The organism is Pseudochelatococcus sp. B33, from assembly GCF_053570585.1.
This window is the reverse complement of record NZ_JBSEFH010000012.1, coordinates 1-24,126: the sequence shown is the minus strand read 5'-3', so window position 1 is coordinate 24,126 and position 24,126 is coordinate 1. Positions and strand designations below refer to the sequence as shown.

25 protein-coding genes are annotated in these 24,126 nt (G+C 62.6%); 21 read left to right on the top strand and 4 right to left on the bottom strand.

Annotation, left to right across the window (positions count from 1 at the left end):
* Positions 1–432 precede the first annotated feature (432 nt).
* Positions 433–3,039 carry an RNA-binding domain-containing protein gene (locus tag ACUSIJ_RS14475; RefSeq protein ID WP_449309112.1) on the top strand — a complete coding sequence of 869 codons (2,607 nt, stop codon included), beginning with the start codon at positions 433–435 and terminating at the stop codon, positions 3,037–3,039.
* A 361-nt stretch (positions 3,040–3,400) separates the two neighbouring features.
* Here ACUSIJ_RS14475 and ACUSIJ_RS14470 read toward each other — a convergent pair whose 3' ends face one another.
* The gene (locus ACUSIJ_RS14470; RefSeq protein WP_449309111.1) at positions 3,401–3,637 is read right to left on the bottom strand and encodes a helix-turn-helix domain-containing protein; all 237 of its coding nucleotides are present in this window, start codon (positions 3,635–3,637) and stop codon (positions 3,401–3,403) included.
* A 338-nt stretch (positions 3,638–3,975) separates the two neighbouring features.
* On the opposite strand from ACUSIJ_RS14470, the gene ACUSIJ_RS14465 reads away from it, so the two are divergent.
* From ACUSIJ_RS14465 to ACUSIJ_RS14430, 8 genes are all read left to right on the top strand, one after another.
* Positions 3,976–4,239 (top strand): DNA -binding domain-containing protein, encoded by a 264-nt coding sequence (locus ACUSIJ_RS14465; protein ID WP_449309110.1) that lies wholly within the window; start codon positions 3,976–3,978, stop codon positions 4,237–4,239.
* Between the two features lie 138 nt (positions 4,240–4,377).
* Positions 4,378–4,737, top strand: a complete 360-nt coding sequence (locus ACUSIJ_RS14460) for a transcriptional regulator domain-containing protein (RefSeq protein WP_449309109.1) — start codon at positions 4,378–4,380, stop codon at positions 4,735–4,737.
* Entirely contained in the window at positions 4,628–5,170 is a 543-nt protein-coding gene (locus ACUSIJ_RS14455) for a DUF2285 domain-containing protein (RefSeq protein WP_449309108.1), read from the top strand. Before ACUSIJ_RS14460 ends, ACUSIJ_RS14455 begins: the two co-directional genes overlap by 110 nt.
* Before the next feature lie 128 nt (positions 5,171–5,298).
* Complete coding sequence (locus tag ACUSIJ_RS14450; protein WP_449309107.1) at positions 5,299–5,541, top strand: helix-turn-helix transcriptional regulator; 243 nt, start codon at positions 5,299–5,301, stop codon at positions 5,539–5,541.
* A 20-nt stretch (positions 5,542–5,561) separates the two neighbouring features.
* Positions 5,562–6,428, top strand: a complete 867-nt coding sequence (locus ACUSIJ_RS14445) for a replication initiator protein A (RefSeq protein WP_449309106.1) — start codon at positions 5,562–5,564, stop codon at positions 6,426–6,428.
* A gap of 351 nt (positions 6,429–6,779) precedes the next feature.
* Complete coding sequence (locus ACUSIJ_RS14440; protein ID WP_449309105.1) at positions 6,780–7,274, top strand: DUF2840 domain-containing protein; 495 nt, start codon at positions 6,780–6,782, stop codon at positions 7,272–7,274.
* The gene (locus ACUSIJ_RS14435; protein WP_449309104.1) at positions 7,271–7,819 is read left to right on the top strand and encodes a S26 family signal peptidase; all 549 of its coding nucleotides are present in this window, start codon (positions 7,271–7,273) and stop codon (positions 7,817–7,819) included. Before ACUSIJ_RS14440 ends, ACUSIJ_RS14435 begins: the two co-directional genes overlap by 4 nt.
* A gap of 30 nt (positions 7,820–7,849) precedes the next feature.
* Positions 7,850–8,182 (top strand): DUF736 domain-containing protein, encoded by a 333-nt coding sequence (locus tag ACUSIJ_RS14430; protein ID WP_449309103.1) that lies wholly within the window; start codon positions 7,850–7,852, stop codon positions 8,180–8,182.
* 507 nt (positions 8,183–8,689) lie between these two features.
* Here the strand turns inward: ACUSIJ_RS14430 and ACUSIJ_RS14425 are convergent.
* Positions 8,690–9,733, bottom strand: coding sequence for an IS110 family transposase (locus ACUSIJ_RS14425; RefSeq protein ID WP_449309102.1), 1,044 nt, complete (start codon positions 9,731–9,733; stop codon positions 8,690–8,692).
* Between ACUSIJ_RS14425 and ACUSIJ_RS14420 the strand changes: the two genes are divergently transcribed.
* The 3 genes from ACUSIJ_RS14420 to ACUSIJ_RS14410 are packed head-to-tail and all read left to right on the top strand — an operon-like array spanning position 9,728 to position 12,638.
* The gene (locus tag ACUSIJ_RS14420) at positions 9,728–10,654 is read left to right on the top strand and encodes a lytic transglycosylase domain-containing protein (protein WP_449309262.1); all 927 of its coding nucleotides are present in this window, start codon (positions 9,728–9,730) and stop codon (positions 10,652–10,654) included. The two genes, ACUSIJ_RS14425 and ACUSIJ_RS14420, sit on opposite strands and share 6 nt — an antisense overlap.
* Positions 10,651–10,899, top strand: coding sequence for a hypothetical protein (locus ACUSIJ_RS14415; protein ID WP_449309101.1), 249 nt, complete (start codon positions 10,651–10,653; stop codon positions 10,897–10,899). The genes ACUSIJ_RS14420 and ACUSIJ_RS14415 overlap by 4 nt, the downstream gene beginning before the upstream one ends.
* Complete coding sequence (locus ACUSIJ_RS14410) at positions 10,896–12,638, top strand: relaxase/mobilization nuclease domain-containing protein (RefSeq protein ID WP_449309100.1); 1,743 nt, start codon at positions 10,896–10,898, stop codon at positions 12,636–12,638. The genes ACUSIJ_RS14415 and ACUSIJ_RS14410 overlap by 4 nt, the downstream gene beginning before the upstream one ends.
* A 5-nt stretch (positions 12,639–12,643) precedes the next feature.
* On the opposite strand, the gene ACUSIJ_RS14405 is transcribed toward ACUSIJ_RS14410, so the two are convergent.
* Positions 12,644–12,994, bottom strand: a complete 351-nt coding sequence (locus ACUSIJ_RS14405; RefSeq protein ID WP_449309099.1) for a type II toxin-antitoxin system RelE/ParE family toxin — start codon at positions 12,992–12,994, stop codon at positions 12,644–12,646.
* A 5-nt stretch (positions 12,995–12,999) separates the two neighbouring features.
* Entirely contained in the window at positions 13,000–13,287 is a 288-nt protein-coding gene (locus tag ACUSIJ_RS14400; RefSeq protein ID WP_449309098.1) for a type II toxin-antitoxin system ParD family antitoxin, read from the bottom strand.
* Between the two features lie 142 nt (positions 13,288–13,429).
* Here ACUSIJ_RS14400 and ACUSIJ_RS14395 point away from each other — a divergent pair, with 142 nt between their 5' ends.
* The 9 genes from ACUSIJ_RS14395 to fhuB form a co-directional block, all read left to right on the top strand.
* On the top strand, positions 13,430–13,681 hold the full coding sequence (locus tag ACUSIJ_RS14395; protein ID WP_449309097.1) for a type II toxin-antitoxin system Phd/YefM family antitoxin: 252 nt from the start codon (positions 13,430–13,432) through the stop codon (positions 13,679–13,681).
* 4 nt (positions 13,682–13,685) lie between these two features.
* Positions 13,686–14,123, top strand: coding sequence for a PIN domain-containing protein (locus ACUSIJ_RS14390; RefSeq protein ID WP_449309261.1), 438 nt, complete (start codon positions 13,686–13,688; stop codon positions 14,121–14,123).
* Positions 14,124–14,291: 168 nt separating this feature from the next.
* Positions 14,292–16,331 (top strand): conjugal transfer protein TraG, encoded by a 2,040-nt coding sequence (locus ACUSIJ_RS14385; RefSeq protein WP_449309096.1) that lies wholly within the window; start codon positions 14,292–14,294, stop codon positions 16,329–16,331.
* Between the two features lie 3 nt (positions 16,332–16,334).
* Positions 16,335–16,793 carry a CopG family transcriptional regulator gene (locus ACUSIJ_RS14380; RefSeq protein WP_449309095.1) on the top strand — a complete coding sequence of 153 codons (459 nt, stop codon included), beginning with the start codon at positions 16,335–16,337 and terminating at the stop codon, positions 16,791–16,793.
* A gap of 333 nt (positions 16,794–17,126) precedes the next feature.
* Positions 17,127–17,618, top strand: a complete 492-nt coding sequence (locus ACUSIJ_RS14375; RefSeq protein WP_449309094.1) for an RNA polymerase sigma factor — start codon at positions 17,127–17,129, stop codon at positions 17,616–17,618.
* A 124-nt stretch (positions 17,619–17,742) separates the two neighbouring features.
* Positions 17,743–18,672, top strand: coding sequence for a FecR family protein (locus ACUSIJ_RS14370; protein WP_449309093.1), 930 nt, complete (start codon positions 17,743–17,745; stop codon positions 18,670–18,672).
* Between the two features lie 152 nt (positions 18,673–18,824).
* Positions 18,825–21,329, top strand: coding sequence for a TonB-dependent siderophore receptor (locus ACUSIJ_RS14365; protein WP_449309092.1), 2,505 nt, complete (start codon positions 18,825–18,827; stop codon positions 21,327–21,329).
* 3 nt (positions 21,330–21,332) lie between these two features.
* Positions 21,333–22,229: an ABC transporter substrate-binding protein gene (locus ACUSIJ_RS14360; RefSeq protein ID WP_449309091.1), complete on the top strand. Its 897-nt coding sequence runs from the start codon at positions 21,333–21,335 to the stop codon at positions 22,227–22,229.
* 1 nt (position 22,230) lies between these two features.
* A partial coding sequence (gene fhuB, locus ACUSIJ_RS14355) for a Fe(3+)-hydroxamate ABC transporter permease FhuB (protein ID WP_449309090.1) occupies positions 22,231–24,126 on the top strand: 1,896 nt, incomplete at its 3' end.

Sequence of the window (24,126 nt, the reverse complement as noted above, 5' to 3'; positions counted from 1 at the left end):
GCTGACCACCTCGACCGTAACATGCGCCCATATCAGTCGGACGCACGGTCGATTTGCAATCTCAAAACAGCGGGCAGTGACATGGACGGATTCCCGTCGCGCTGGCAATCCTATCCGCAGTTTCGATGGCTAAGGTGTCCCCTGTCCGCCAGACTATGAAGCCGGGGGTCGACCAACCCCGACCGGGACGTAGCTAAGCGCCAGTGCCGCTGAGGCGCATGCTTCCTCTGATATCTGCGGGGCGATCCCATATCCGATCCTCCACCCTTTCTCCAGCAAGGCGCCGACCAAGGTCGCTGCATCATCACCTCCAATTGGGCATGACCCAATGCTGCCCTTAATAGACTGCGGATCGTTCTAACGAAAACTGGGTGGACGAGGACCTCCCTACTGATGCTTACTATGCCTGGTTAGCCTGGTTAGGGGAGCAGTATGATTACCGACAATATGATCGACAGCCTTAAAATCGCGGTAGAAAATCGAGCGCTGACCCGAGAGGTGCTCAATCTCTTACTCCCATCGGGCAAGCCTTATGATTTCGAGGGTCAGCTATGGGATTATAAAATCAAGGTCCCGGTGTTGGGAAATGACCCTGGCGACGCAGCAAAGCAAGCTCACCGTCTGGCGGTTGGCGAACTGGTGAAGGACGCCGTCGCCTTCCATAATGCATTTGGCGGATACATCCTATTCGGCGTGAGCGACAAAGGCAGGAACCGGATAGTTGGGATAAACGAGTCGTTCAACTGCGCAGATTTCAACAAGTCGGTGCAGCGCTATGCTGGCATTAGCATCGAATGCTTCTACAACAGTGTCGACATTGACATCCCCGGACGCGCCGGTCCGCTGACACTGGGCCTTTTGCTCATACCACGTCGTGCCGCCGGCGCGCCGCCGGTGAAGATGCTACGGAAGGGTCCTGAAAAAGCTGGTGGAAAGCCTTGTTTCTATGACGAGGTCTATGTCCGAGTACGCGATGAATGTCGAGCCGCGTCGAACACCCACGAAGATTGGAAGTTTCTGCATTCGGACCGGCTCCCGCCCGAGCAGGTTCCAGGGTTAGCGCCGGTGCCGGTCCAGTCGCACTTGCCCGCACGTGATGACGACCTCATCGAATTCGTTGGGCGAGACCACCAACTAGCAAGTCTCCGCCAATGGATCGGCGATCCGCGAAGTCCCGTGCGTTTGATCACCGGGATCGGCGGGTTGGGAAAGACCACGCTCGCCTACCGCTTTGCGGAGGAGGTTATCGATACTGGCGCAGGCCAGGTTGAGGCCGTTATTTGGCTAACCGCGAAGCAACAGACCTTCTCGGCGCTTCGGGGAAAAATGGTGCCGACCTCGCGAGTGGACTTCTCCGACCTCGGCTCGCTGTTCAATGCCATTCTAAAGGCCCTGCACTTCGAGTTGCCGGTCTCTGATGAAGACCCGAGCCTTGCCGAGATCACCGACCGGCTTGTCGAAGGGTTGCTAATCATACCCTCGCTGATCGTCGTCGATGATCTCGACACGCTGCTGCCGGATGAGCAGAAGGAATCGGTCGCTGCGTTGAACAGCCTTGCGCTGCGGACCGTCGGGCGTGACCAGCCGCCGTCCCGAGTTCTCATGACTTCGCGGATCGATCAAGGACTACCGCCAACCGCGATCGTCAAAATCCTTGGGCTAGAGCGTCAAGCATTCGAAGCCCACATGAGCAATCTGTGCGATGCGTTCGGGATTGCGCCCTATGCACGGCAGAACCTTGAAGACGCATTCGAAGCATCGTCAGGCTCGCCGCTGTTTGCGGCGTCAATCGTACGCTTGGTGAAGCTCGGCGAGGACCGTCGCGAAGTAGTTGAGAAATGGAAAGGCGCAGATGGCGAGGAAGTGCGGAGCTTCGCCTTTCAGCGCGAGTTAGCGCGTCTCAGCGCGATGACATCCCGTGTCCTTTATGCGGTGACGTTGCTTGGCGAAACAACGCTGAACGACATTGCAGAGGTCCTCGACATGTCCGCTCGGACGGTGCGCGAGCAGGTATCGGAGCTACAAGCCTACCACCTCATTTCCACGATTACCCGAACGCACGGCGATTCAGCTATCAGCGTGCCGAGCGAACTGCAGACTGTTATAAACTTGGTCAAGGATCATCTCGGCACTACCGCGCAGACTGTCGAGGCAGCGGTTGCCCGGGCTCATGAGAAGAGCGGCAATCAGGAGCGACAGGTTGGCGCCGGGATCAGGACGATCGCAAGAATGTGGGGAGCAGATCAGCCCGAGGAAGCTCTAATTGTCGCACAAGAACTAACCAAGAAGTTCAAAGAAAATGGTGATGCAGCAAGCATTCTTGGGTCAGCTTATCTGCGGGTGAGGCCCACAAGATATCGTGATGCAGATCGCGAACTTGAACGCGCTGTCAAACTCGGAAGCACTAAGTCAGAGCTGTTGCCCAACATCATTAAGGCGAAGACCGGGCTGGAAGATTGGGCAGGCCTACGCGAATTTACGCGGACGCGCATTTCGAACGAGACCGGGCGAGACATCGCTCTTGCCGCTCACCTCCAAGCCAATAACGAGCTAACCAAAACAGCGCGTATACGCGGCGACCGAAAGCGCATCGCGGAACTGTCGATCGAGGCCGTCGAGCGCATTAATGCAAAACTGCGGCGGGTGCGGCTTGAACCCTCCTATTTTCAGGCCTTGATCACTCAGCGGTTCGATTTTGCTCGGGCGTTTGTAGAGGCGGTCGATCAGGATAATCTGCGTCCGGGCGACAGGCTCAGGGTGTTCGAGGCCGTTGCGCGTCTCGCCGCGGCGGATGTGGTCGTACTTGATTTGCTTCAAAAGGGGGTCAATGCACTTGAGCAATGGTGGGAGGACGTCGAGAGACGGCCAGTCGCAGATTTTGCGGCATGCAAGATCTTGAGCCGCATGCTCGGGAAGCTCGAAGGTATGGAGCAGCAGATCGGGAGATACAAGGGCAACACGAACGTATCGAGCGACATCGAAGCGCGCCGGCGTGAACTTGAATATCGCGGCGGTGCGCTTCAGGCCTCAATCGGGTGAGCGAAGGCGCCGGTACGCGGTAACATGCAATGGCAGCTATACCGGCGTTCGATTCCGAAAGCCCCAAGCCTACTAGCGGCTTCGTTCGACCCGAAATCCGGGTGCCCTTCCGAATGGCGGCTATCGGGCTGCTGGCAAACCATGCTGAACTACCGCAATGGGGTAGAAACTGGCCGCCATCACGGTGCTAATCCATCTCGCCCGATCCGAGTTGGATTGGGCTATGTATGGCAAAGAACGGCGGTGGTTCTTTATAGCGCCGAGTGAAACTGAGGCGATCGGCGGCGATATTGCACCATGGAGGATAATCGGCGTTTTTTGCTGGGGAACCGATAGGGAAAGAACATGCAACGGGATCGCCTCAATCTGTCTTTTCCGCACCCGGCGCATCCGGCCGCCTGAGCATGTCGGAGGCTTCCACGCCTAGCACCTTCGCAATCCTGTCGACGACATCGATGCCGGCGGCGTAGACGCTGCGCTCCAGTGCGCTCACATAGGTGCGGTCGATCTCCGCACGATGCGCAAGTTCCTCCTGCGACAGCCCGCGCGCGTGCCTCAGCTTCCTCAGATTCGTTGCAAATGCATCCCGTATGTCCATTCATCGGAATGCATGCTCTTGTAGAGTATTTTACTACGGAGTATTCTCTACATAACGGATAGGGAAAGACCCGCCCCATGATGCCGATGTGCGTTAAATCCCGAACTGGACGTTCGCAGGTCTCCGTGGGCGCTGCGCTGCCCGTCCGTTTTCCACAGAACAATCACCGTCGCGCCGCTGGGCGCCGACAGAGTCGCTGCAACCGTCATGCCGGTTGCAACTACAGGACGATGACGACATTCCGCGATTCTTCGATGCCACACGCCGAACTACTCTTGCGCCTGCGGCCGTGTAAGTATTTGTAAATCACACGCGCTCAGGATTTGAGGAACATTTCGATGAGCAAGCCCGCATTCGAGGATAGCCCGCCGCTGACCGATCGCGTAAACGCTTACGACGAAGCCCATTTTGCCACCTATCTGCGCCTGCTCGACGCGGACGAAGAAGGCGCAGACTGGCGTGAGGTGGTCGAGATCGTGTTCGGCCTCGACGTGTCGGCCGACCCGCAGCGCGCCAGGCGCATCCATGACAGCCATCTTGCCCGCGCCCGCTGGATGACCGAGACAGGTTATCTGCACCTTTCCGCACCGCGCATGCAGTGACAGCCAGCCGGAGCGCCCGCCCGATTCCTTCGGCAGCCAGCGAAAGATCGCCATGCTCATTATGTGGCTACAGCCGAATCCTGCCCAGCCCATACTCGGTCCAGCCCGAAGTCTACAATCGAGCAGGAGGATAGCGTCATGGAGCCGCTGGACGACTGGAGATCGCCGCATTTCGAGCAGGAACTGGCCCGCCTCGACCGGGGCGGCGTCACCTTCGAGTTTCTTCGCCGCAACTGGCGATACCGGCAGGAATACGCAGCGGCGCTGGAAAGGGTAGCCTTCGGCGGCGCGGATAAGAGCAAGACGATAGCGCGCCTGTCCAGCCGCTGGGGGTTGGTCTTTCCCGGCCGACCCCTCTGTATCCGCCTTGATAGCGCGACCCTTATGGTTGCCAGGGCTCTTTCCTGCCACGGTCATCATCACGATGGCGCCCGAAGGATTCGCAGCCGACGCGCTGATAGACCCGGAAGGGCTCGCCGTCGTCACCGAACAGACTGACGACGGCCGGTATGCCCTGATCACCGATGATGACGGCGAACACCGCCTCTGGATTCCCTACCGGGGTTTGCTTCTCGGCACGGCCTTGCTGATCCCGCGCGACAGGTATTTTATGTGGCGCGTGCGCAGCGCCGTGCGCCTGCACCTCAAGCTTGAGGGAAAGCCTTCACGCGGATGGCCGCGCGAGCAACGCCTGACACCGTTCCAGCTCAATCGTGCCGCGCTTATGCTACGCGCCTGGGACGGCGTCGAATCCGGCGCATCCCGCCGCCATGTCGCTGGCGTCATTCTCAACAAGGACATCGAGGCGATGCGCGCCATTGACTGGCACAACGCCCCGGAACGGCGGCGCCTCACCCGACTCCTCAAGGCCGCTCGCGAGACAATCGGGGGCGGCTATCTACGCTGGCTCGCTCCACAAACGAACCGCTGACACCGCCCCGCGAAGCGGGGACACTTTCCCTAGAGACCCCAATTTTTGTCTCTCCGTTGAACCGTATGTTTTTCGCCATCGTCGCCTCCAACACTCCGCCCTGATGGCGGTAGCGACGGAGGCCCAACATGCAGAGTAAAAATGACCGCGACTGGCCGCGCTTCGTGCGAACGCTGGAAGCCGCGCGACTCCTCGACCTTTCCCCGCGCACGCTCGAAAAGCACCGCTGCGACGGCACCGGGCCGGTCTACCACAAGCTCGGCGGCCGGGTCGTCTACACGGTCGCCGATCTGTACGCCTGGATCGATGCCTGCGCCCGCCAGTCCACCTCCGAACCGTTGACGCCCGCGGGCGCCGACACGGCACGCTGACAGTCCCGGACCGGCCTACCATGACAGCGCCCCGCACCGAAGACGACAGGCAGCTCTCGCTTTTCCAGGCGCGCTCCAGCGGGATCGCCCCCCGCGACGCGCAGGATCTCATGTCATGGCCGTTCTTCTCCCTCGCCAAATCCCGCCGCGTCACACCGATCGACTTCCGCATGGGCGACGTGTCGATCCGCGTCGAAGCGACCGCCGAGCATGGCATGGCGACCATATGGGACGCCGACATCCTCATCTGGGCCGCATCGCAGATCGTCGATGCGCGCGACAAGGGGTTGCGCACGTCGCGCCTGATGGCCGCCACCCCTTACGAAATCCTGACCTTCATCGGCCGTGACGATTCCTCGCGCAGCTATGCCCGGCTGAAGGCCGCACTCGACCGCCTGCAATCCACGACCGTCGCGACCTCCATCCGCCAGCCCTCCGAGCGCCGCAGGCACCGCTTCTCCTGGATCAACGAATGGAAGGAGCGCCAGGACGAGGCCGGCCAGCCACACGGCATCGAACTGATCCTGCCGGACTGGTTCTATTCGGGTGTCCTGAACGACCAACTGATCCTGACGATCGGCCGGGAGTATTTCGGTCTGAAGGGCGGCATCGAACGCTGGCTCTATCGTCTCGTGCGCAAACACGGCGGCCGTCAGAAATGGGGCTGGAGCTTCGATCTCGAACATCTGCATCTGAAGTCCGGCAGCCTCTCGCCACTCAAGCACTTCGCCTACGACCTGCGCGCCATCGTCCGACGCCAGCCGCTGCCCGGCTATCAGCTCGCGCTGTCCACCGACCCCGATGGCCGCGCCCGCCTGACCTTTCAACCGAACCCGACCGAACCGCCCACGGCCCGCAGGCCGCGCCGGCGCATGGCCGGACTGTGAGCAAGCTGTGGAAACGACCGTGACATCAGGGACAGCCATTCCCGTGCCAGCCGGGACCGGGATTCCCGTGCCAGCCGGGACTTCGCCCCTTGTAACCTTCTGGTTTCATTTGCGGAATCCGACCCTTTCTAACTATATACCTAACATAGCATCCTTCGGATGCTTCCTAACGCACCCCTACGAGGCGCGGATTTGTGGACGTTCCCGCGCCTCGGAATGTGAAGAAGCCGGACGACCGGGGTCCGATCTTCCCCTTAAAGCTGCGACTGCTTTTCCCTTCATCGCAGCCTGCGACGCCGATCCGGCAGTCCGTCCATATGCCTCCATGCCTCCTGCATGGGGGGCGCGGTCATGAGGACGGGCGAGCACCTTGAGGCCATCGCATCCGCGACCACGCTTGTCGAGCTGACATGGCGCGAGAAGCGGATCGAGCACTGGCTTCGCTTCGGCCGGACAGCCGGCGAACAGCGGCTCGACCGCCATCGCCGCATCGTCGGGTTTGTGCCGGGCAAGGTCTTCGCCTTCGTCCGATGGGCCGGCAACGAGCACGGCACGATCATCTCGCGCATCGACATCGTGCGCGCTGTCGCGACCGGCGAGCCCTATCAGACGCTGCCCTTCGTCCGACCCGGCGGGGAAATCCTCCTTCGCATCACCGGCTGGCCGAAGGTCGAGACGGTGTTGCGGGCGATCGACGCCATCGAGACTCTCGGCATCGATCCTGCCGACGTCTGCCCCGACCACTGGCGGCACATTCATCACCGCCTCAGCGTCAACGAGCCGTTCCGCGCCTATACGGCCGAACAGCATCGCGCCTGGCTACTCCGTCGCAGGGTGCAGCGATGAATGCACGCCGCCTGACGATCATCTCCATGCTCGCGGGAACGGCGCTGATCGTCCTGCCGGTTTTAGCCCGGCCCGACATCCGGTTCATCTGGAATGCCTCGGCCAGCGTGCCGATAGGGCTCTACCGGATCGTTCCCGGCAACCATGTGGACGTCACCGACCTTGCAGCGGTGATGCCTCCCGACGCGCTGGCAGACTTCCTCGACAAACGCGGCTACCTGCCGCGTGGCGTCCCGCTCATCAAGCGCGTGCTGGCGCTCGGCGGAACCGAGGTCTGCCGCTCCGGCAGCGCCATCGTCGCCTACAGCATGACCTACGGAGAAGCCCGTGAGCAGGACACGCGCGGGCGCCCGCTGCCGGTCTGGCAGGGTTGCCGCACGCTCGCTGCCGGCGATGCCTTCTTCATGAACTGGGACAGTCCCGACAGCTTCGACAGCCGCTATATCGGGCCGCTTCCCCTCTCGACCGTCGTCGGCCGGGCGATCCCGCTCTGGACCGACGAGGACGGCGCCGGCCGCTACGAATGGCGCGCGCCGACACGCTGAATTTCACGTTCAACCGCAAGGAAACCGACCATGCCCAATCTGCTTTTTGAAACCACCGCCAACGGCTATTCTGGCCGAGTCCGGCTGTTCGGCATCGACGAGGCGATCGTACTCGTCGCGATCGAGCCGGGCAACACCGAGAATGCTCCGGCGTGGCGCATCCACCTCGACGACGAGGACGGCCCCGACATCGGCGGAGCCTGGAAACGTGTCGGCGATCGCGCCGGTGACTACATCGCGCTGGAGATTGACAGCCCGCTGTTTCCCGCGCTGTTCCGTCCGGCGCTGTTCCAGGCCGACGACGAGGGGCGCACTTTCCGGCTGGCGTGGAAACGCCTGCGGCCGCGCGAAGACCGGGACTGACCGATGTCTTTCCCGATCACCCTTTTGTTCGCGGGAAAGCCGTCTCACCCTTCCGTTCTCTAATCGCGGTTCATCATGCAAGTCCTTTCTTTCCTCAAATGGACGCTGATGAAGTCAGCAGTCCAATCCGTCGAAGTCTTCCCGGCCCAAGGTGCGAACGGCACGGCGAGGTCAAGCCCGAAGCCGCCGGAGGCGGTGGCGCGCAGCGCCAGGCTTGAGGTCGTCGGGAGGTTCGCACATCCTTCAGGGATGATCTCGGTGGAAGTTGTTCTTCACCGGCATCCGGTCAACGGCACGGTCGTCAATCTCTGCCGGGTCCATCGTTCTCTTCGCAGTCCGCACGTCATGACGGCCGCACTATTGCGTCAGGACGTCGACGCCGCCATGTCCCGCACGCAGTCTGCAAGGGTGCAGCAGCAGAAAGGATTTCGCGGTCGCCGGCGCTCGTCCCGGCAGGGACATCCTACCGCTGCCAAGAGCAGCGGATTCCGATTGTCTCGTTCAGTTTCAGGCGGCGAGCAAACGCGGCTCCTGCCATTGGAATGCGGTGCCGTCACGCCACATCCGATGCAGGATCACCGCCAGTTTCCGTGCCACAGCGACGGTCGCCCACTTGTTGCCCAACCGCTCTTTCAAGCCTTGGCCCCATTCCTTGAGCGCGCATGGACGGCTGCACCTGTGCAGCAGCACGCCCGCCGCCTCATAGAGCAGGCCGCGCATCGTTCGGTCGCCGGCTCGCGAGATTTTACCGATCACATCTCTCTCTCCGGATTGGTCTCGCTTCGGCGTGAGGCCGAGATAAGCGCCAACGGTTCGGGAACGTCCGAAGCGCGCCGGGTCTTCGATCGTATGGATGAACGAGAGGGCAACAATCACGCCGACACCTGGCGCGGTCATGAGCCGCTGCGCAACTGTATCTGCTCTGGCCTTTCTCCGCAGCGCGGCATCGAAGACCTCGATCTGCTCGTTTATCGTAGCCAGTGCGATGAGCATCGGTTCCATGATCGTCAGCAGGATCGGATTGCCGTCAATGGCCTGCCGGACGGTCATGACATAGCGCCGTGGGCTGCCCTTCGGCAGCAGGATACCAAACGTCTTGAGCAGTCCGCGCACCGTGTTCTTGATATTCGTGCCGGTGTTCACGAGCTGCGACCTGGCGATAATCATCGAACGGACGGCGTAGGTGTCCATGCTCTTGACCAGCACCTCACGATACCAGCCGACGCGCACGATCTGGGCAATTCCGAGCGCATCGTTTGCGTCGGTCTTGTTGATCTGAACCGAAAGCGCCGCCTTCGCATGGCGGGCATCAATGCAGATGACCGGAAGTCCGCGCTTCTTCAATTCGTGGAAGTGCCATACCGAAAGGATACCCGTTTCGAAACCGATCCTTACGGCGTTGGGCGCATGCTTGCGGACAAGCTGCTCAATTTTCTCGGGCGTCGAGTCACACTTGCCGCGCCAGATAACCTTTCCGGCTTCGTCAACAACGCAGGCTTTAGTTTCTTCAAGCGACACATCAAGGCCGACATATTCAGCGTAATATTGCATTTCATCGCTCCTTTGAAAGTAACCTGGAGCGCAAATCCTATCAGTTCGGGCGCCCAGCGATTACGCCATGTCCCGCTCGGCGACCGGACGGCCGGCGCGCGCAGCGCAGGTCAGGGGCGGCCATCGGCCGGCGCTTGCACCTTGCCCTTGACCGAAGCGAGCACGCTGGCAGGCTGGCGTCGTCGCGGAGGCAGGGCGGCATCGCGTTGTGCCGTTCTGCTGCTGGCCTCAGCACTCGCCGTCTGCGCCGGATCAACCATCGCGGTCGCGGAATCAGAGCCGGTTGCACGCTTGGCCGCCGCCGATCCCTATGCTGCCCACATCATCGAAGCGTCGCGGCGTTTCGGCATTCCCGAGCGATGGATACGCGCCGTGATGGCTGTCGAAAGTAGCGGCGACCCTCTCGCGGTTTCGCCGAAAGGCGCGATGGGTCTGATGCAGATCATGCCCTCGACATGGCGCGAACTGCGCCTTCGCTACAGCCTCGCCGACAACCCAATCGACCCGCACGAAAATATCCTGGCCGGCGCCGCCTATCTGCACGAGATGCACGATCGCTACGGGACGATCGGCGGCATGCTCGCCGCCTACAATGCCGGTCCGGCACGCTACGACGCGCATCTTGCAACCGGCCGGGCGCTTTCACCGGAGACCGTCGATTACATCGCGAATATCTTGGCCGTGATCGACGGTACGGCTCCCGTCATGCGCACCGCGCGCTCTTCGCCGCCGCCGTCATGGACACGCGCGCCGCTCTTCGCCGGACGCTTGACTGTCCAGAACGGGGCCGATCCGGCGGACCACGATCTTCCTTCCGGACGACGTTCCAATGCGCCGCCCATCGCCGATTTCTCGGCACTCGCGCCGCCATCCGATGGGCTGTTCGTGCGCCGACCGGATGCGGAAGGAGATGGTCGATGATTATCGTAGGCTCTCGCATTGAAGCGCGCGTTGCAGTAAAGTGTGCGGTGTTGTTCGATTATACGGAAGCAACAACCGAAGCAATGCAAGATAAAAATCCGCACCTCGCGGCTGTTTTGGTCGATTGTTTTGATTGTTATTTTCCAGATTTTCTGCACATCGCGCCTTTGTTTTGCGACGTGCATTCCTTCATTTTGTTGAGCGATTTCAGCAGAAGCCGCACATTGCAGGTTTTTTCGCCATGAGCCGGGACGACGACTTCCGCGTCCGGCCGGGCCGCATCCGCTCCCCGAAGGCGCAGCGCACCAGACCCTTCGTCGTCCAGGCGCTTGCCGCCGCGCAGAAGGCCGGCGGCCGCGTCACTCGATCCGGCAAGATCACGTCGGGGCATGGTCGCGGACCGGCCTTCGCGCGCGGCCGCGTCGCCAGCATCCGCGCCAATCGCATCATCACCAGCCGCACGCGCTTCTGCACCGTCAAGGCGCTGGTCGTGCGCAACAGGGGCGAGCACGGTCCGCTCGCTCGGCATCTCGACTATCTGCGCCGCGAGGGCGTCACCCGTGACGGCGAGCGGGCAAAAATGTTCGGGCCGGAGACCGACGACGCCGACGCGAAGGAGTTCACCGAGTGCGGCAAGGACGACCGCCATCACTTCCGCTTCATCGTCTCGCCGGAGGACGCGAGCGATATGGAAGACCTGAAGCGTTTCACCCGAGAGCTGATGGCGCAGGCGGAAAAGGATCTTGGCACGAAACTCGACTGGGTCGCGGTGGATCACTGGAACACCGACAACCCGCACATCCACATCATCGTGCGCGGCTTCTGCGACGACGGCCGCGATCTCGTCATCGACCGCGACTACATCAAGAGCGGGATGCGCGACCGCGCGCAGGATCTCGTCACGCAGGAGCTTGGTCCGCGCAATGATCTCGACATCAGCCGCTCGCTGGAGCGGCAGATCGAAACCGAACGCTGGACGCAGCTCGACCGGCAGCTTGTTCGCGACGCCAACGAGCACGGCGTCATCGACGTTGCCCCTTCACCAGATCGCCAGCCCGACGAGTATCTCACCCAGAAGGTCGGCCGGCTGCGCCACCTCGAACGGCTCGGCCTCGCCGAACAGATCGGCCCCGGCCAGTGGGTCATGGCGGAGGGAGCCGAAAAGACCCTGCGCGAGCTGGGCGAGCGCGGCGACATCATCAAGCGCATGCACCGTGCCTTGTCCGAGCAAGGCATCGACCGTGGCGCCGCGGACTATGCCCTGTCCGGCGAGACACACAGCCAGCCGGTCATCGGTCGGCTGGTCGATCGCGGTCTCGACGACGAACTGCGCGGTACGGCTTACGCCGTCGTCGACGGCATGGACGGCCGCACCCACCATATCAAGCTCCCCGACATTGAGGCGGCGGGCGATAGCGCTCCCGGCTCCATCGTCGAGCTACGGTCCTTCGAGGATTCCAGAGGCCAGCGCCGCGTCGCGCTTGCCGTCCGCTCCGATCTCTCCGTCGAGGCGCAGACAACGGCCGAAGGCTCGACCTGGCTCGACCGTCGGCTTGTCGCACGCGATCCCGTCGACCTCGGCGGCGGTTTTGGTCTGGAGGTGAAGCAGGCGCTCGAGGCGCGGACCGAGCATCTGATCGAGGAAGGGCTGGCGCAGCGCGAGGGGCAGCGCATCGTCTTCGCCCGCAACCTGCTCGGCACGCTTCGGCAGCGCGAGTTGGACGCGCTCGGCCAGAAACTCGCGGCCGAGATGAACATGCCGTTCCAGCAATCCGCCGCCGGTGAATATGTCGCCGGAACCTATCGCCAGCGCTTCACGCTCGCCTCCGGCCGCTATGCCATGATCGACGACGGGCTCGGCTTCAAGCTCGTGCCGTGGACGCCATCCGTCGATAAGCATATCGGCCAGCACATCTCCGGCGTTGCCCGCGCCGATGGCGGCGTCGACTGGTCCTTTGGCCGCAAGCGCGGGCTGGGATTGTAAGGAAGCTATTCGTCGCCGGTGTCGGCCGGGAGATGCCGCGCGAGGTCCATGCTGTCGTGAAGAATGCGGACGATCTCGATACGAACATCGTCGACGGCGGCGAACAGGATGATGTGACGACCGCGCCGCCCACGCCGTGCGACGTGCAGGGAGCGCAGATTCCGGCCGAGTTCGGCGCGGTCACGTGTCCCCGTTGCGTCCGGGCCGTCACCGAGATCGCGCAGTGCTGCGAAGATCGTCGCCCTGTAGCGGCGCGCCTGTTCGGCGCCGAAATGCTCGGCCGTCCAGAGCACGATGTTCAGCACGTCCTCCTCGGCCGCCGCGCTAAGCCGGACTCTCCATCGCTTTGCGGCCATTCGGATCAGCGCGCCCTCGACGCCAATGCCTCGTCGGTGGCGCGTGTCAGGTGGTCCTCAAGCTCGTCGATCGAGGCGAAGTCGACATACCGGCCTTCGTCCAGATCGGTGAAGCCGACATTGGCCGCTTCGCGCAGCGCCTTCAGCTTCGCGGCCTCCCGCTCTTCCCGCTGCTCGATCATGCGCAGGCCCTCGCGCAGAACCTCGCTGGCGTTCTGGTAGCGGCCGGACTTCACCAGCCGGTCGATGACCTCTTCATGATGATCGGTCAGGACGACATTGCGCGTCGGCATGGCGGGGACCTCGCAGTTCGATTCCGATGCCGACCATAGCATGCATGGCATATTATGCCAATCTCGCCGAAGCGACCCGCTTCTTGCTCTCACCTCCCTCACGCTATATATGACTATCAGTGGTCATATTAGGAGTATCGCGATGAAGGAAATCCAGCTCAAGGACGCGAAGGCGACGCTTTCGGCTGTGGTCGACCGGGCCGTGGCGGGCGAGCCGACCGTGATCACCCGGCATGGCCGCAAGGAAGCCGTGCTCATCTCGTTCGATGAGTGGGAGCGCGTCTCCAAGGTGCCGAGTTTCGCCGATCTGCTGCTGGCCTTCCCGGGCGAGCCGGGCGACATTCCCGAGCGGTCACGCAAGCCGGTCCGCGCCCTGCGTGATGCCGACTTCTGAGCCCATGTACCTGCTCGACACCAACATCGTCTCTGCCGACGCGCCGACGAAGCAGCAGGTCGGCGTCGAGGCGTTCGCGGCGTGGGTGCGGGCGAGTGGCAACCGGCTTTTCCTGTCGGCCATCACCATCGCTGAGATCGAGGCGGGCATTGCCCGCGCCGTCAGGATCGGCGCGACCACCAAGGCGCAGCGGCTGCGGCGCTGGCTTGCGGCGGTCGAGCACTTCTATGCCGGGCGCATCCTTGTGTTCGGCGTCGAGGAAGCGCGGGAGGCCGGAGCGATCATGGATCGGGCACGAGCATACGATCCTGGCTTCGAGGACATCGCTATCGCCGCGACGGCAGTTACGCATGGCCTGACGGTTCTGACGGCCAATGAGCGCCATTTCGCTCCGCTCGGCGTGAGCGTTGCCAATCCCCTCAAGCAACTGCCCGAAGGCTGAGCCCTTCCTTCGACCAGGGCGGCGGCCTCGCATGAATGCCGCAAGGCTCATGTATTTTCCGCGATCTCTACGCCCCTCTACGCCGCGCGGGCTGCGCGCCATTGAAGGCCGCCTCGCGCATACCCTTCTTCGCTGTTCCGGCAACCAGCGATGGAGGTTTTGCGCGCCTTGTCCGCCACCCGCGTCCTCTGGCTCCAGATCGTCGTCGTCTTCTCGATCGTGTTCGTCGCGGTCTGGGCGGCGACGCAGTGGACCGCGTGGCGGCTCGGCTTCCAGGTGCAGCTCGGTCAGCCCTGGTTCGAGGTTGCCGGATGGCCAGTCTACTATCCGCCCGCTGTCTTCTGGTGGTGGTATTTCTACGACGCCTATGCGCCGACGATCTTCATGGAAGGCGGCGCCATCGCCGCATCCGGCGGGCTTCTCGCCATCGTGGTCGCCACCCTCATGTCGATCTACCGGGCGCGCGAGGCCAAGGACGTCCGCACCTTCGGCTCCGCGAGATGGGCGGAGCGCGACGAAATCGCGACCGCCGGCCTGCTCGGTGACGACGGCGTGGTGCTCGGCAGGCTCGACCGCGACTATCTCCGTCATGACGGCGCCGAGCATGTCCTGTGCTTCGCGCCGACACGGTCCGGCAAAGGCGTCGGACTGGTGGTGCCGACGCTGCTTACCTGGCCGGGATCCGCCATTGTCCACGACATCAAGGGCGAGAACTGGGAGCTGACCGCCGGCCTGCGCGCGCGTTTCGGCCGCGTCCTTCTGTTCGATCCGACCAACGCGAAGTCGGCCGCCTACAACCCGCTGCTCGAAGTGCGGCGCGGCGAATGGGAAGTCCGCGACGTTCAGAACGTCGCCGACGTGCTGGTCGATCCCGAAGGTTCGCTCGAGAAGCGGAACCATTGGGAAAAGACGTCCCATTCGTTGCTGGTCGGCGCGATCCTTCATGTTCTCTATGCGGAGCCGGACAAGACGCTGGCCGGCGTCGCCGCCTTCCTGTCCGATCCGCGCCGGCCGATCGAAACGACGCTCTCCGCCATGATGACCACACCGCACCTTGGGGAGAAAGGACCGCATCCGGTCATCGCCAGCGCCGCCCGCGAGCTGCTGAACAAATCCGATAATGAAAGGTCGGGTGTCCTGAGCACCGCCATGTCCTTCCTCGGCCTTTATCGCGATCCCGTCGTGGCCGCCGTCACCGCCCGCTGCGACTGGCGCATCGCCGACATCGTGGCGGAGGAAAAGCCCACCACGCTCTATCTCGTCGTGCCGCCCTCGGACATCTCCCGCACCAAGCCGCTCGTGCGCCTGGTGCTCAACCAGATCGGCCGCAGGCTGACCGAGGATCTGCACGCGAAAGACCGCCGCCATCGCGTACTGATGATGCTCGACGAGTTCCCGGCGCTCGGTCGGCTGGATTACTTCGAGTCCGCGCTCGCCTTCATGGCCGGCTACGGCATCAAGGCGTTTTTGATCGCGCAGTCGCTGAACCAGATCGAAAAAGCATATGGGAGCAACAACAGCGTTCTCGACAATTGCCATGTTCGCGTCAGCTTCGCGACCAATGACGAGCGAACCGCCAAGCGCGTCTCGGACTCGCTGGGCACCGCGACCGAGATGCGCGCCATGCAGAATTACGCGGGGCACAGACTGGCTCCGTGGTTGTCGCATCTCATGGTTTCGCGCTCCGAAACCGCGCGGCCGCTACTGACACCGGGCGAAGTGATGCAACTCCCGCCCGACGACGAGATCGTCATGGTCGCCGGCATCCCGCCGATCCGGGCGAAGAAGGCGCGGTACTTCGAGGACGCCCAGTTCAGGGAACGCCTGCTGCCCGTGCCGGAAAACCCTAACGCCGGCTTCCTGCCGAAGCCGGACGACTGGTCAGCGCTGAAGCCCCTCACGTCGCCTGTTGCGGCCGTCAACGGCCTTCCGTCTGCCGCCGTATCCGCCTCGGCGGCAGCCGCGCAACCGAATAGCGCTGCAGCAAAACAGGATGACGATCCCGCCAATGCCGGCCTGCGCCGCGAACCCGGCCTCGAACCCCACAAGGATATCGCGCCGGAGAAGGAGACGCAGCCCGTCAACGAGTTCGACCCGGACAGCGACGAGCCGGAACAGAAATCCTCGAACAACCGCGCGCTTGTCCGCAACATGCGGCAAATGGCGCGCCGGATCTCGCTCGATCCTGGTGACGGCATGGAGCTGTGAACGATGGTCCGATCACGCGACAGCCGGGAAAGGCCCGACAAGAAGAAGCGTCTCTCCGTCTATCTCGATCCCGAGCTGATGCGCCTGCTGGCCGATTTCGCCGACCGGCGAGAGCATTCCCGTTCAATCGTTGCCGAGGCGGCCATTGCCTCTTTCCTCTCGCCTGATGCCGACGAGCGCCAGGAAGCGGCCATTGCCAGGCGCCTCGATCGCATCGACCGGAACATCCAGAGGCTCGAACGCGACATCGGCATCGCCAACGAAGCCTTCGCCATTTTCATCCGCGCCTGGCTGACCTCGACGGCATCCCTGCCGGAATCCGCACAGGTTGCCGCCCGCGCCAGGGGCGGCGAGCGCTATGACAAATTCCTCGACGCGCTCGGCAAACGGCTCGCAAAAGGGCCGAGACTCAGACAGGAAGTTCCGGAAGACATGGGAGTGGGCAAGTTTGATGCCCCATGATCCATCCCAGCCCGCTTCCGCTCGCGCCACAAAAATTGCTTCTCTGCTTGCTGCTCGATGGAGATCAGAGAACGAAGTGTTGCGACATCGCAACACTTCGCGAAAAACGTATTTTGTCCCTGATGGAACGTCGTGCGCACGCCGATGATTCTCGGCAGCGAAATCAATGAGTTTCGTGAACGAAGCATAGCAACAACAAACAGGTGCCTATCACAATCTTAGAATGAGTATAAATCATTGTGATTGCACGAGAAATTTGCGGTGGTAAGCGATAGGATAGTTTTCGGCCATTGTTGGCCGCGCCTGTCAGACCGATCAAGGTGCACTGCGTCTATGACTGCCCGCGTCCTGAACATAACGAAGCTTTATGAAACCGAACACGGTCGCCTTCGTTCGTTCGTGCGCAGGATAGTCGGCAATCCGGCGACTGCCGAAGACGTGGTGCAGCAGGCCTTTGCAAACATCCTCGACAAACTGGATGACCGGACACCGAATTCGGCCTACGTGGTCAAGGCCGTACGCAATCTGGCGCTGAACCATCTGCGTGATGCCCGCCGTCGCGCGGATATCGAGATCTCCGACGCCGAACTTGGTGACATCGCCGATCTGCGCCCCACTCCTGAAACGGTGGTGCTCTACCGTAGTGAACTGCGACAACTCCTGGAAGCTGTCGCAGCCCTGCCCCGGCGTCGCAGGGAGGCCTTCGTCTTCAACAAGATCGAGGGCCTGTCCTACGATGAGGTGGCTGCGCGCATGGGCATATCACGCAACACGGTCATTTCTCTGATCGTGACCGCGATGGCCGATCTTGACCGCAAGATCTGAAAAAATTCCGCGGTCCTGTCATTAGCTGCTGCTTCCAAAGTGTCTTAATGGATAGGGGGGGAGTCCGAATCGTTGTCGCCTGAGAAGCGATGGCGAGCGGGCCGTGAGGCGCGACCGGAACCATATGAAAGAATACGAGACCGACCCGATCTATATGGAGGCGCTGGAATGGTTCGTCCGGATCAAGGACGAGAAAGCCACTCCCGAGGATCGGCGTGCCTGTGCCGAATGGATCGCGGCCGATCCGGCCCACGCCGCGGCCTATGAGCGGGCGCAGGCGCTCTGGGATCGCTTCGACATCGTCAAGCCGGAATTTGAACGTCTGCGCAAGTCTGGACGGATTGGTCGCCGGGATGTCCTTCTCGGCGCGCTGGCGGTCGCCATCGTTGCGCCGGGCGCGTACCTGTTGACCCGGCCGGGTCTCTTTGCGGACTACACCACCGGCGTCGGCGAACGGCGCACCTTCTTGCTGCCAGACGGGAGCACGGCGGAACTCGGCAGCTATTCGGCGCTTTCGGTCGATTTCTCCGAACAGGAAAGGCGCGTAACGCTCCAGAGGGGCCAAGGCTTCTTCATTGTCGCTCCGGACTTCTCCCGGCCTTTCGTCGTCGAGGCGGGCGCGGGAGCCACACGGGCGCTTGGCACGCAGTTCGACGTCAAGCTCGATGGCGACGCCGTGACGGTCACGGTCGTGGAACACGCCGTTTCGGTCCGGCTTCCTGCCTTCGATCCGGTAGAGATCGGCGCGGGCTGGCAGGTCAGCTACACGCCCGATGGCATCGAGCCGGCGCGTCAGGCCGACGTCGGCACCGCGCAGGCATGGCGGAAGGACAGGATCGTCTTCGAGGATGTGCCGCTGCGGACTGTCCTGCGGGAACTGGAGCGCTACCGGCACGGCAGGATCATCCTGATGGATGACAGCATCGGCAACATGCCGGTGACGGCGATCTTCGAAACGCGACAGGCCGAGGCCGCACTGAGGACCATCGCCGACATCCTGCCGATCCGTGTGCTGAATCCGGATGGAATCGTCGCCGTCGTCTACCGTCGATAGATTCAGGCCAACTTTCTGAAAAAAATCGCTCGGCCGATCATTAGTTGGGCTCGCTCAGGTGTCTAACATTATGAGGGCCTGTTGAAGCACGCTCTCATGAACGCAACCTTGCCCGCTCTTTCGCGGGCTTGTCAGGCATGGGGACCGGGCGAATGCAGGCCGAGGAAACAACAAGAACCGCAAGAAGCATCACAGGAATCCCGGCTGCAAAAAGGTCGCCCCGGAAAGTGCAGTTGGTGCTGTCCCTTATGATGACGACCGCAATCGTCACAATTGGCGTCGCATACCCGGTTTCAGCAGATGCCCAGACCGCAGCCACCGGCCAGGCAAGCCGCACGTCGCTCGATATACCCGCCCAGCCGCTCTCCAGGGCTCTCGTGCAATTCTCCAATGCGACGGGCGCCCAACTCTTCTTCGACGCAAACCTCGTGCGCGGAAAGAACGCTCCGGCTGTCCGTGGATCGCTGACCCGCAGCGAGGCGCTTGGACAGTTGCTCGCTGGTTCGGGGCTCGTCTATCGCGTCAGTGGCAACACCGTGACCATCACCAGTTCTGCGGGCGCAAACGTGGGCGTGGGTGTCGATGACGGCTCGCTGGTGCTGGATACCATCACGGTCGAGGGGCAGAGTGGCAGTGTCTTCGGCGGCGAGGGCTATGTAGCGACGCGAAGCACGGCGGGAACCAAGACCGACACCGACCTGATCAGGACACCGCAAACCGTTAATGTCGTGAAACGTGAGCAGATCGAGGCGCAGGGAGCGCAGAGCATCGGGGCGGCCTTGCGTTTTACCCCCGGCGTTCGTAGCGAGCTTTATGGAGCGGAAACAACGCCAAGAGCATCAGTAATGTTACGAGGCTTCATTTTAGAATCGGGCGCTTACTACTTAAATGGCCTCAAGCAACAATACGCGTCTTCGCTGGATCCATACCTGCTTGAGGGAATCGAGGTCATTAAAGGGCCTGCGTCCGTCCTTTACGGCCAGGCAAGTCCGGGTGGCGTGGTCAATATTGTCAGCAAGTTGCCGACGGAGACCCCAGTGCGCGAAATTCAGATGCTCGGTGGATATCCCGGTCAGGCGCAGTTCGGCTTCGATTTCGGCGGGCCGATTGATGACGAAGGCCGTTTCCTTTATCGGCTGACAGGGGTTGCATACGATCGGAACACCCATGTCGATTTTGCGAAGGGGCAGCGGATTGCGATCGCTCCCGCGTTCACATGGAAACCCGACAAGGATACAAACCTTACACTCTACGGCGTCTATCAACACGACCCAAAGATCGTCAACTACTATCCACTGCCGGCGGCCGGAACGGTGTTGCCAAATCCGAATGGCCGTATTCCCCGCAGTCGCTTTGTCGGAGAACCCGATTTCAACCGCACGGACAGTACAACAGCTCGGATAGGCTACAATTTCGAGCATCGCTTTTCTGAGAGTGTGATGCTGAGGAGCTCATCGAGTTACGGAAAATACGAGTTCAACAACCGCCTTATTGAACCGCTCTGCGTACCCGGTCCGCCCGATTACCGAGTCGTTTGCCGGTGGGCCACAAACCAGCAATTCGATTCAAACGTGTTCGCGACCGATAATCGCCTTCAGTTCGACTTCGATACCGGACCGCTTCGGCATAAACTGATTGCGGGATTCGACTATCAGTATCGAGATCTAAAAAGCTCCATCAAATCTGACTATGGTGCCCCGCCCATCGACCTTTTCAATCCGGTCTATGCAGGAGTAGCATTCAATCCAACCTCGGTATCGCTTTCAAAGCAGCATCAGAGCCAGCTGGGGATCTATGCCCAGGATCAGATCGAGTTCGGCCGTCTCAATTTCCTGATTGGTGGACGCCAGGATTGGGCGACTTCCAAAACGCGAAACGCCCTGACGGGAGCTATTACGGGTGATAAGGATGACGATGCGTTCACGTGGCGCACCGGCGCGATCTATAATTTCGACAATGGCATCGCGCCCTATGCAAGCTATTCCGAGTCGTTCGAGCCGGTCGCCGGGGTCGATTATTTCCAGCAGCCCTACAAGCCGACGACCGGTCAGCAATATGAGGTGGGCATCAAGTATCAGCCGCCGGGTCTCGACAGCTTCATCACTCTAGCTGCCTATGAGATCACGCAACAGAACAGACTAACCCGCGACACTCGACCCGGCGTTCCGGGTGGTTTCAATACACAGACAGGCGAAATCCGTTCTCGCGGCATTGAAGTTTCCGCCGTGGCGAAGGTCCTGGATAATCTGAGCTTGGTCGGTGGATATACCTACAATCACTCGGAGATTACGAAGAGCGAGAACAATGACATCGGCAATATCCCATGGGGCACCCCAAAGCACACCGCTTCAATGTGGGCCGACTACAAATTCATGAACGGAACACTCGACGGTTTTGGCATCGGCGGCGGCGTGCGCTACGTCGGTAAAACATACGGCGACAGCGGCAATACGTTCGAGGTGCCGTCTTTTACGCTTGTCGACGCAGCTGTTCACTATGAGTTCGGTTCTCTGGACGCGAAACTGGATGGCCTCAGGCTCAGCGTGAACGCATCGAATCTGTTCGATAAACGCTACGTCTCCTCCTGTTCCTACAATGGGTTTTGCGTCTACGGAGCGGGTCGCGAAGTGACCGCAAGATTGACCTATCGGTGGTGAGCCGTGCCGGCCATTGTCCGCTCCTTGAACCGACGACATCTGCTCAGGCTCACGCTGTCGGCGGCGGTAGTTCCCGCCGCCTCGGCTGGCTTCGGCAATCCGCTGGACGGTCATGGCGAGCAGTTCCCCGTCGCATCCCTCAACCATGCGCTCACGCAGAGCCTCATCGCGCTCGGTGCGGAGCGCTTCGGTGCCACAGCGGCGAGGGACTATGCCGCCAAAGTCGTCGAGCCGGCGCTGCCGCCCACGGTGATCGATATCGGAACCACGGCGGAGCCGAACCTGGAGCTGCTTGCCGAAGCGCGGCCGCGCTTCATCCTGCATTCTCCGGAATGGAGCGTGCAGCCCTCGGCCCTCCAGCGGATCGCGCCGGTCGTCGCGCTGCCGATCTTCCAGCCGGGGACCGATCCGGTCGACAATGCGCGGGTCGTGACAGCCAGGATCGGGGACCTGCTGGGCATCAGCAGGACTGCCGCCGCCTACACGGACCGCGTGCAATCCACGCTCGCAGCGTTGCGCGAGGAGGTCGCGCCGTTCCGCGATCGTCCGCTTTTGGCGCTAACGTCGCCGACCCCGCGGCAGATGTGGGCGGATGGCCGGGGCAGCCTGTTCGACGCCACGCTGCGTGCGATGGGTCTGCGCAACGCCATCCGTGAACAGGGAGACGGCTGGGGTTTCGTTCCGTTCGCGCTCAAGGATATCGCCGCGATGGAAAGCGTGACGATCGTCCATTTCGGTCCGGTGCCGCAAAGAACTAGGGACAACCCGTTCTGGAACGCGCTCCCGGCTGTGCGCCATAACCGGCTGGTGGTCGTGCCCGAGCAGATCTGGATGTGGGGCGGCCTGCCCTCGGTCGAGCGGCTGGCGCGCGCCCTCGCAGCGGCGCTGAAAGCGAGCTGACATGACGATCGCCGCCCAGCTGCAAAGGTCGTCCGGCCGAAAGCGCAACCCCGCAGCGATCGTCATGTCCGCAGCGGCGATACTGGCGCTCGCGCTCAGCTATCGATCGCTGGCGCGCGAGCTGCCGCCCGATCGGTGGCTTGAGGCCCTGTGGCTCTCGGGTAGCGATGACCTCCAGGCGATGATCGTCCACTACACGATCCTGCCGCGCATGACGATCAGCGTCCTGGCCGGTGCGGCTCTGGCTTTGTCCGGCACGATCTTCCAGCAGGTGCTGCGCAACCCGCTGGCGGAGGCATCGACGCTCGGCGTCTCCGCCGGCGCCTATCTGGCGCTGTCGCTGGCAACGCTGTGGTTGCCGGCGCTCGCCCTCGACGCTCCGGAGGCCGTCGCGCTCGCGGGAGCCGCCGCCGCGCTGCTCGTCGCCGGTGTGCTGGCATGGCGCGGCGGCCCATCGCCGTTGCGCTTCATCCTCGCCGGCCTCATCGTCAGCCTGTTCTGCGGCGTCGTCACCTCCGTGCTGGCCCTGTTCCACCATGAAACCCTGCGCAGCGTCTTCATCTGGGGCTCGGGCTCGCTTGTCCAGAACGACTGGTCGTCCGTCGTCTACCTGCTGCCGCGCTTCGCCGCGATCCTTGTCGTTGCCGCGGTTCTGGTGCGTCCCCTGAGCCTGCTGTCGCTGGAGGAGGAAGGTGCCCGAGCGCTCGGCTTGGCCGTTGCCGGCATTCAGTCGATGGGCCTCCTGCTGGCGGTGGCGCTCGCGGCATTCGTCGTCAGCGCTGTGGGCGTCATCGGCTTCATCGGTATCGCCGCCCCGGCGCTGGTCAGACTTGCCGGTGCGCGCACCTTTCGGGGTCGACTCGTCGCCGCGCCGCTGATGGGCGGGGTGCTGCTCTGGCTCGCCGACCAGCTCACCCAGATCAATCCCTTCACGCCGCGGGAACTGCCCACCGGCATTGTCACCGCTGTTCTCGGCGGTTTGCTGCTGCTGTGGATGCTGCCGAGGCTGCGCTCAGCACCACCTGTTCTCGCTGCCCGGCTTGCTGACACGTCGAAGCGACAGGTTCGCCCGTGGCTGCTGGCCGGGATCGGCATGGTCATTCTCGCCTTGGCCGTATGGATGGCTCTCGCCTTCGGGCAGAACGCGGCCGGCTGGCATTGGAGCGGCTATTCCGGCCTGCAGCCGCTGCTCGAATGGCGCGGGCCGCGCGTCATGGCGGCGCTGGCGGCCGGGGCGATGCTGGCGATGGCCGGCACCCTGATGCAGCGCATGACGGGCAATGCGATGGCGAGCCCTGAGATCCTCGGCATCAGTTCCGGCGCCTGCCTCGGCGTCATCCTGCTGTTCCTGTCCGGCGTCGCACCCGGTCACGGCTTGAAGATCCTGGCAGCGAGCGGCGGCGCCTTCGCGACCCTGACGCTGATGCTCACGCTCGCCAGGCGGTCGGCCTATTCGCCGGAACGCATGGTGCTGACCGGCGTTGCGCTCGGCACCGGCGTCGGCGCGCTGCTGGCCCTCTTCATGGTGAGCGGCGATCCCAGGATGGGGTCGCTGCTCGCCTGGATGGCCGGCTCGACCTATGCCGTCACCCTACGCGATGCCCTCAGCGGATGCGTCGTGGCCTTGATCCTGATCGCGGTCATGCCGCTCGCGGCGCGCTGGCTCGATATTCTGCCGCTCGGGGAGACGGCGGCGCGGGAGCTGGGCGTGGATCTCGCCCGCAGCCGGCTGGCGATCCTGGTCGCGACGGCGATCCTGACCGGCGCCGCCACGCTGATCGTCGGCCCGCTCTCCTTCGTCGGGCTGATGGCCCCGCACATGGCGCGGATGGCGGGCTTTCATCGGGCGCTGCCGCAGCTTGCCGGCTCGGCCGTTCTCGGCGCGCTGATCATGGTG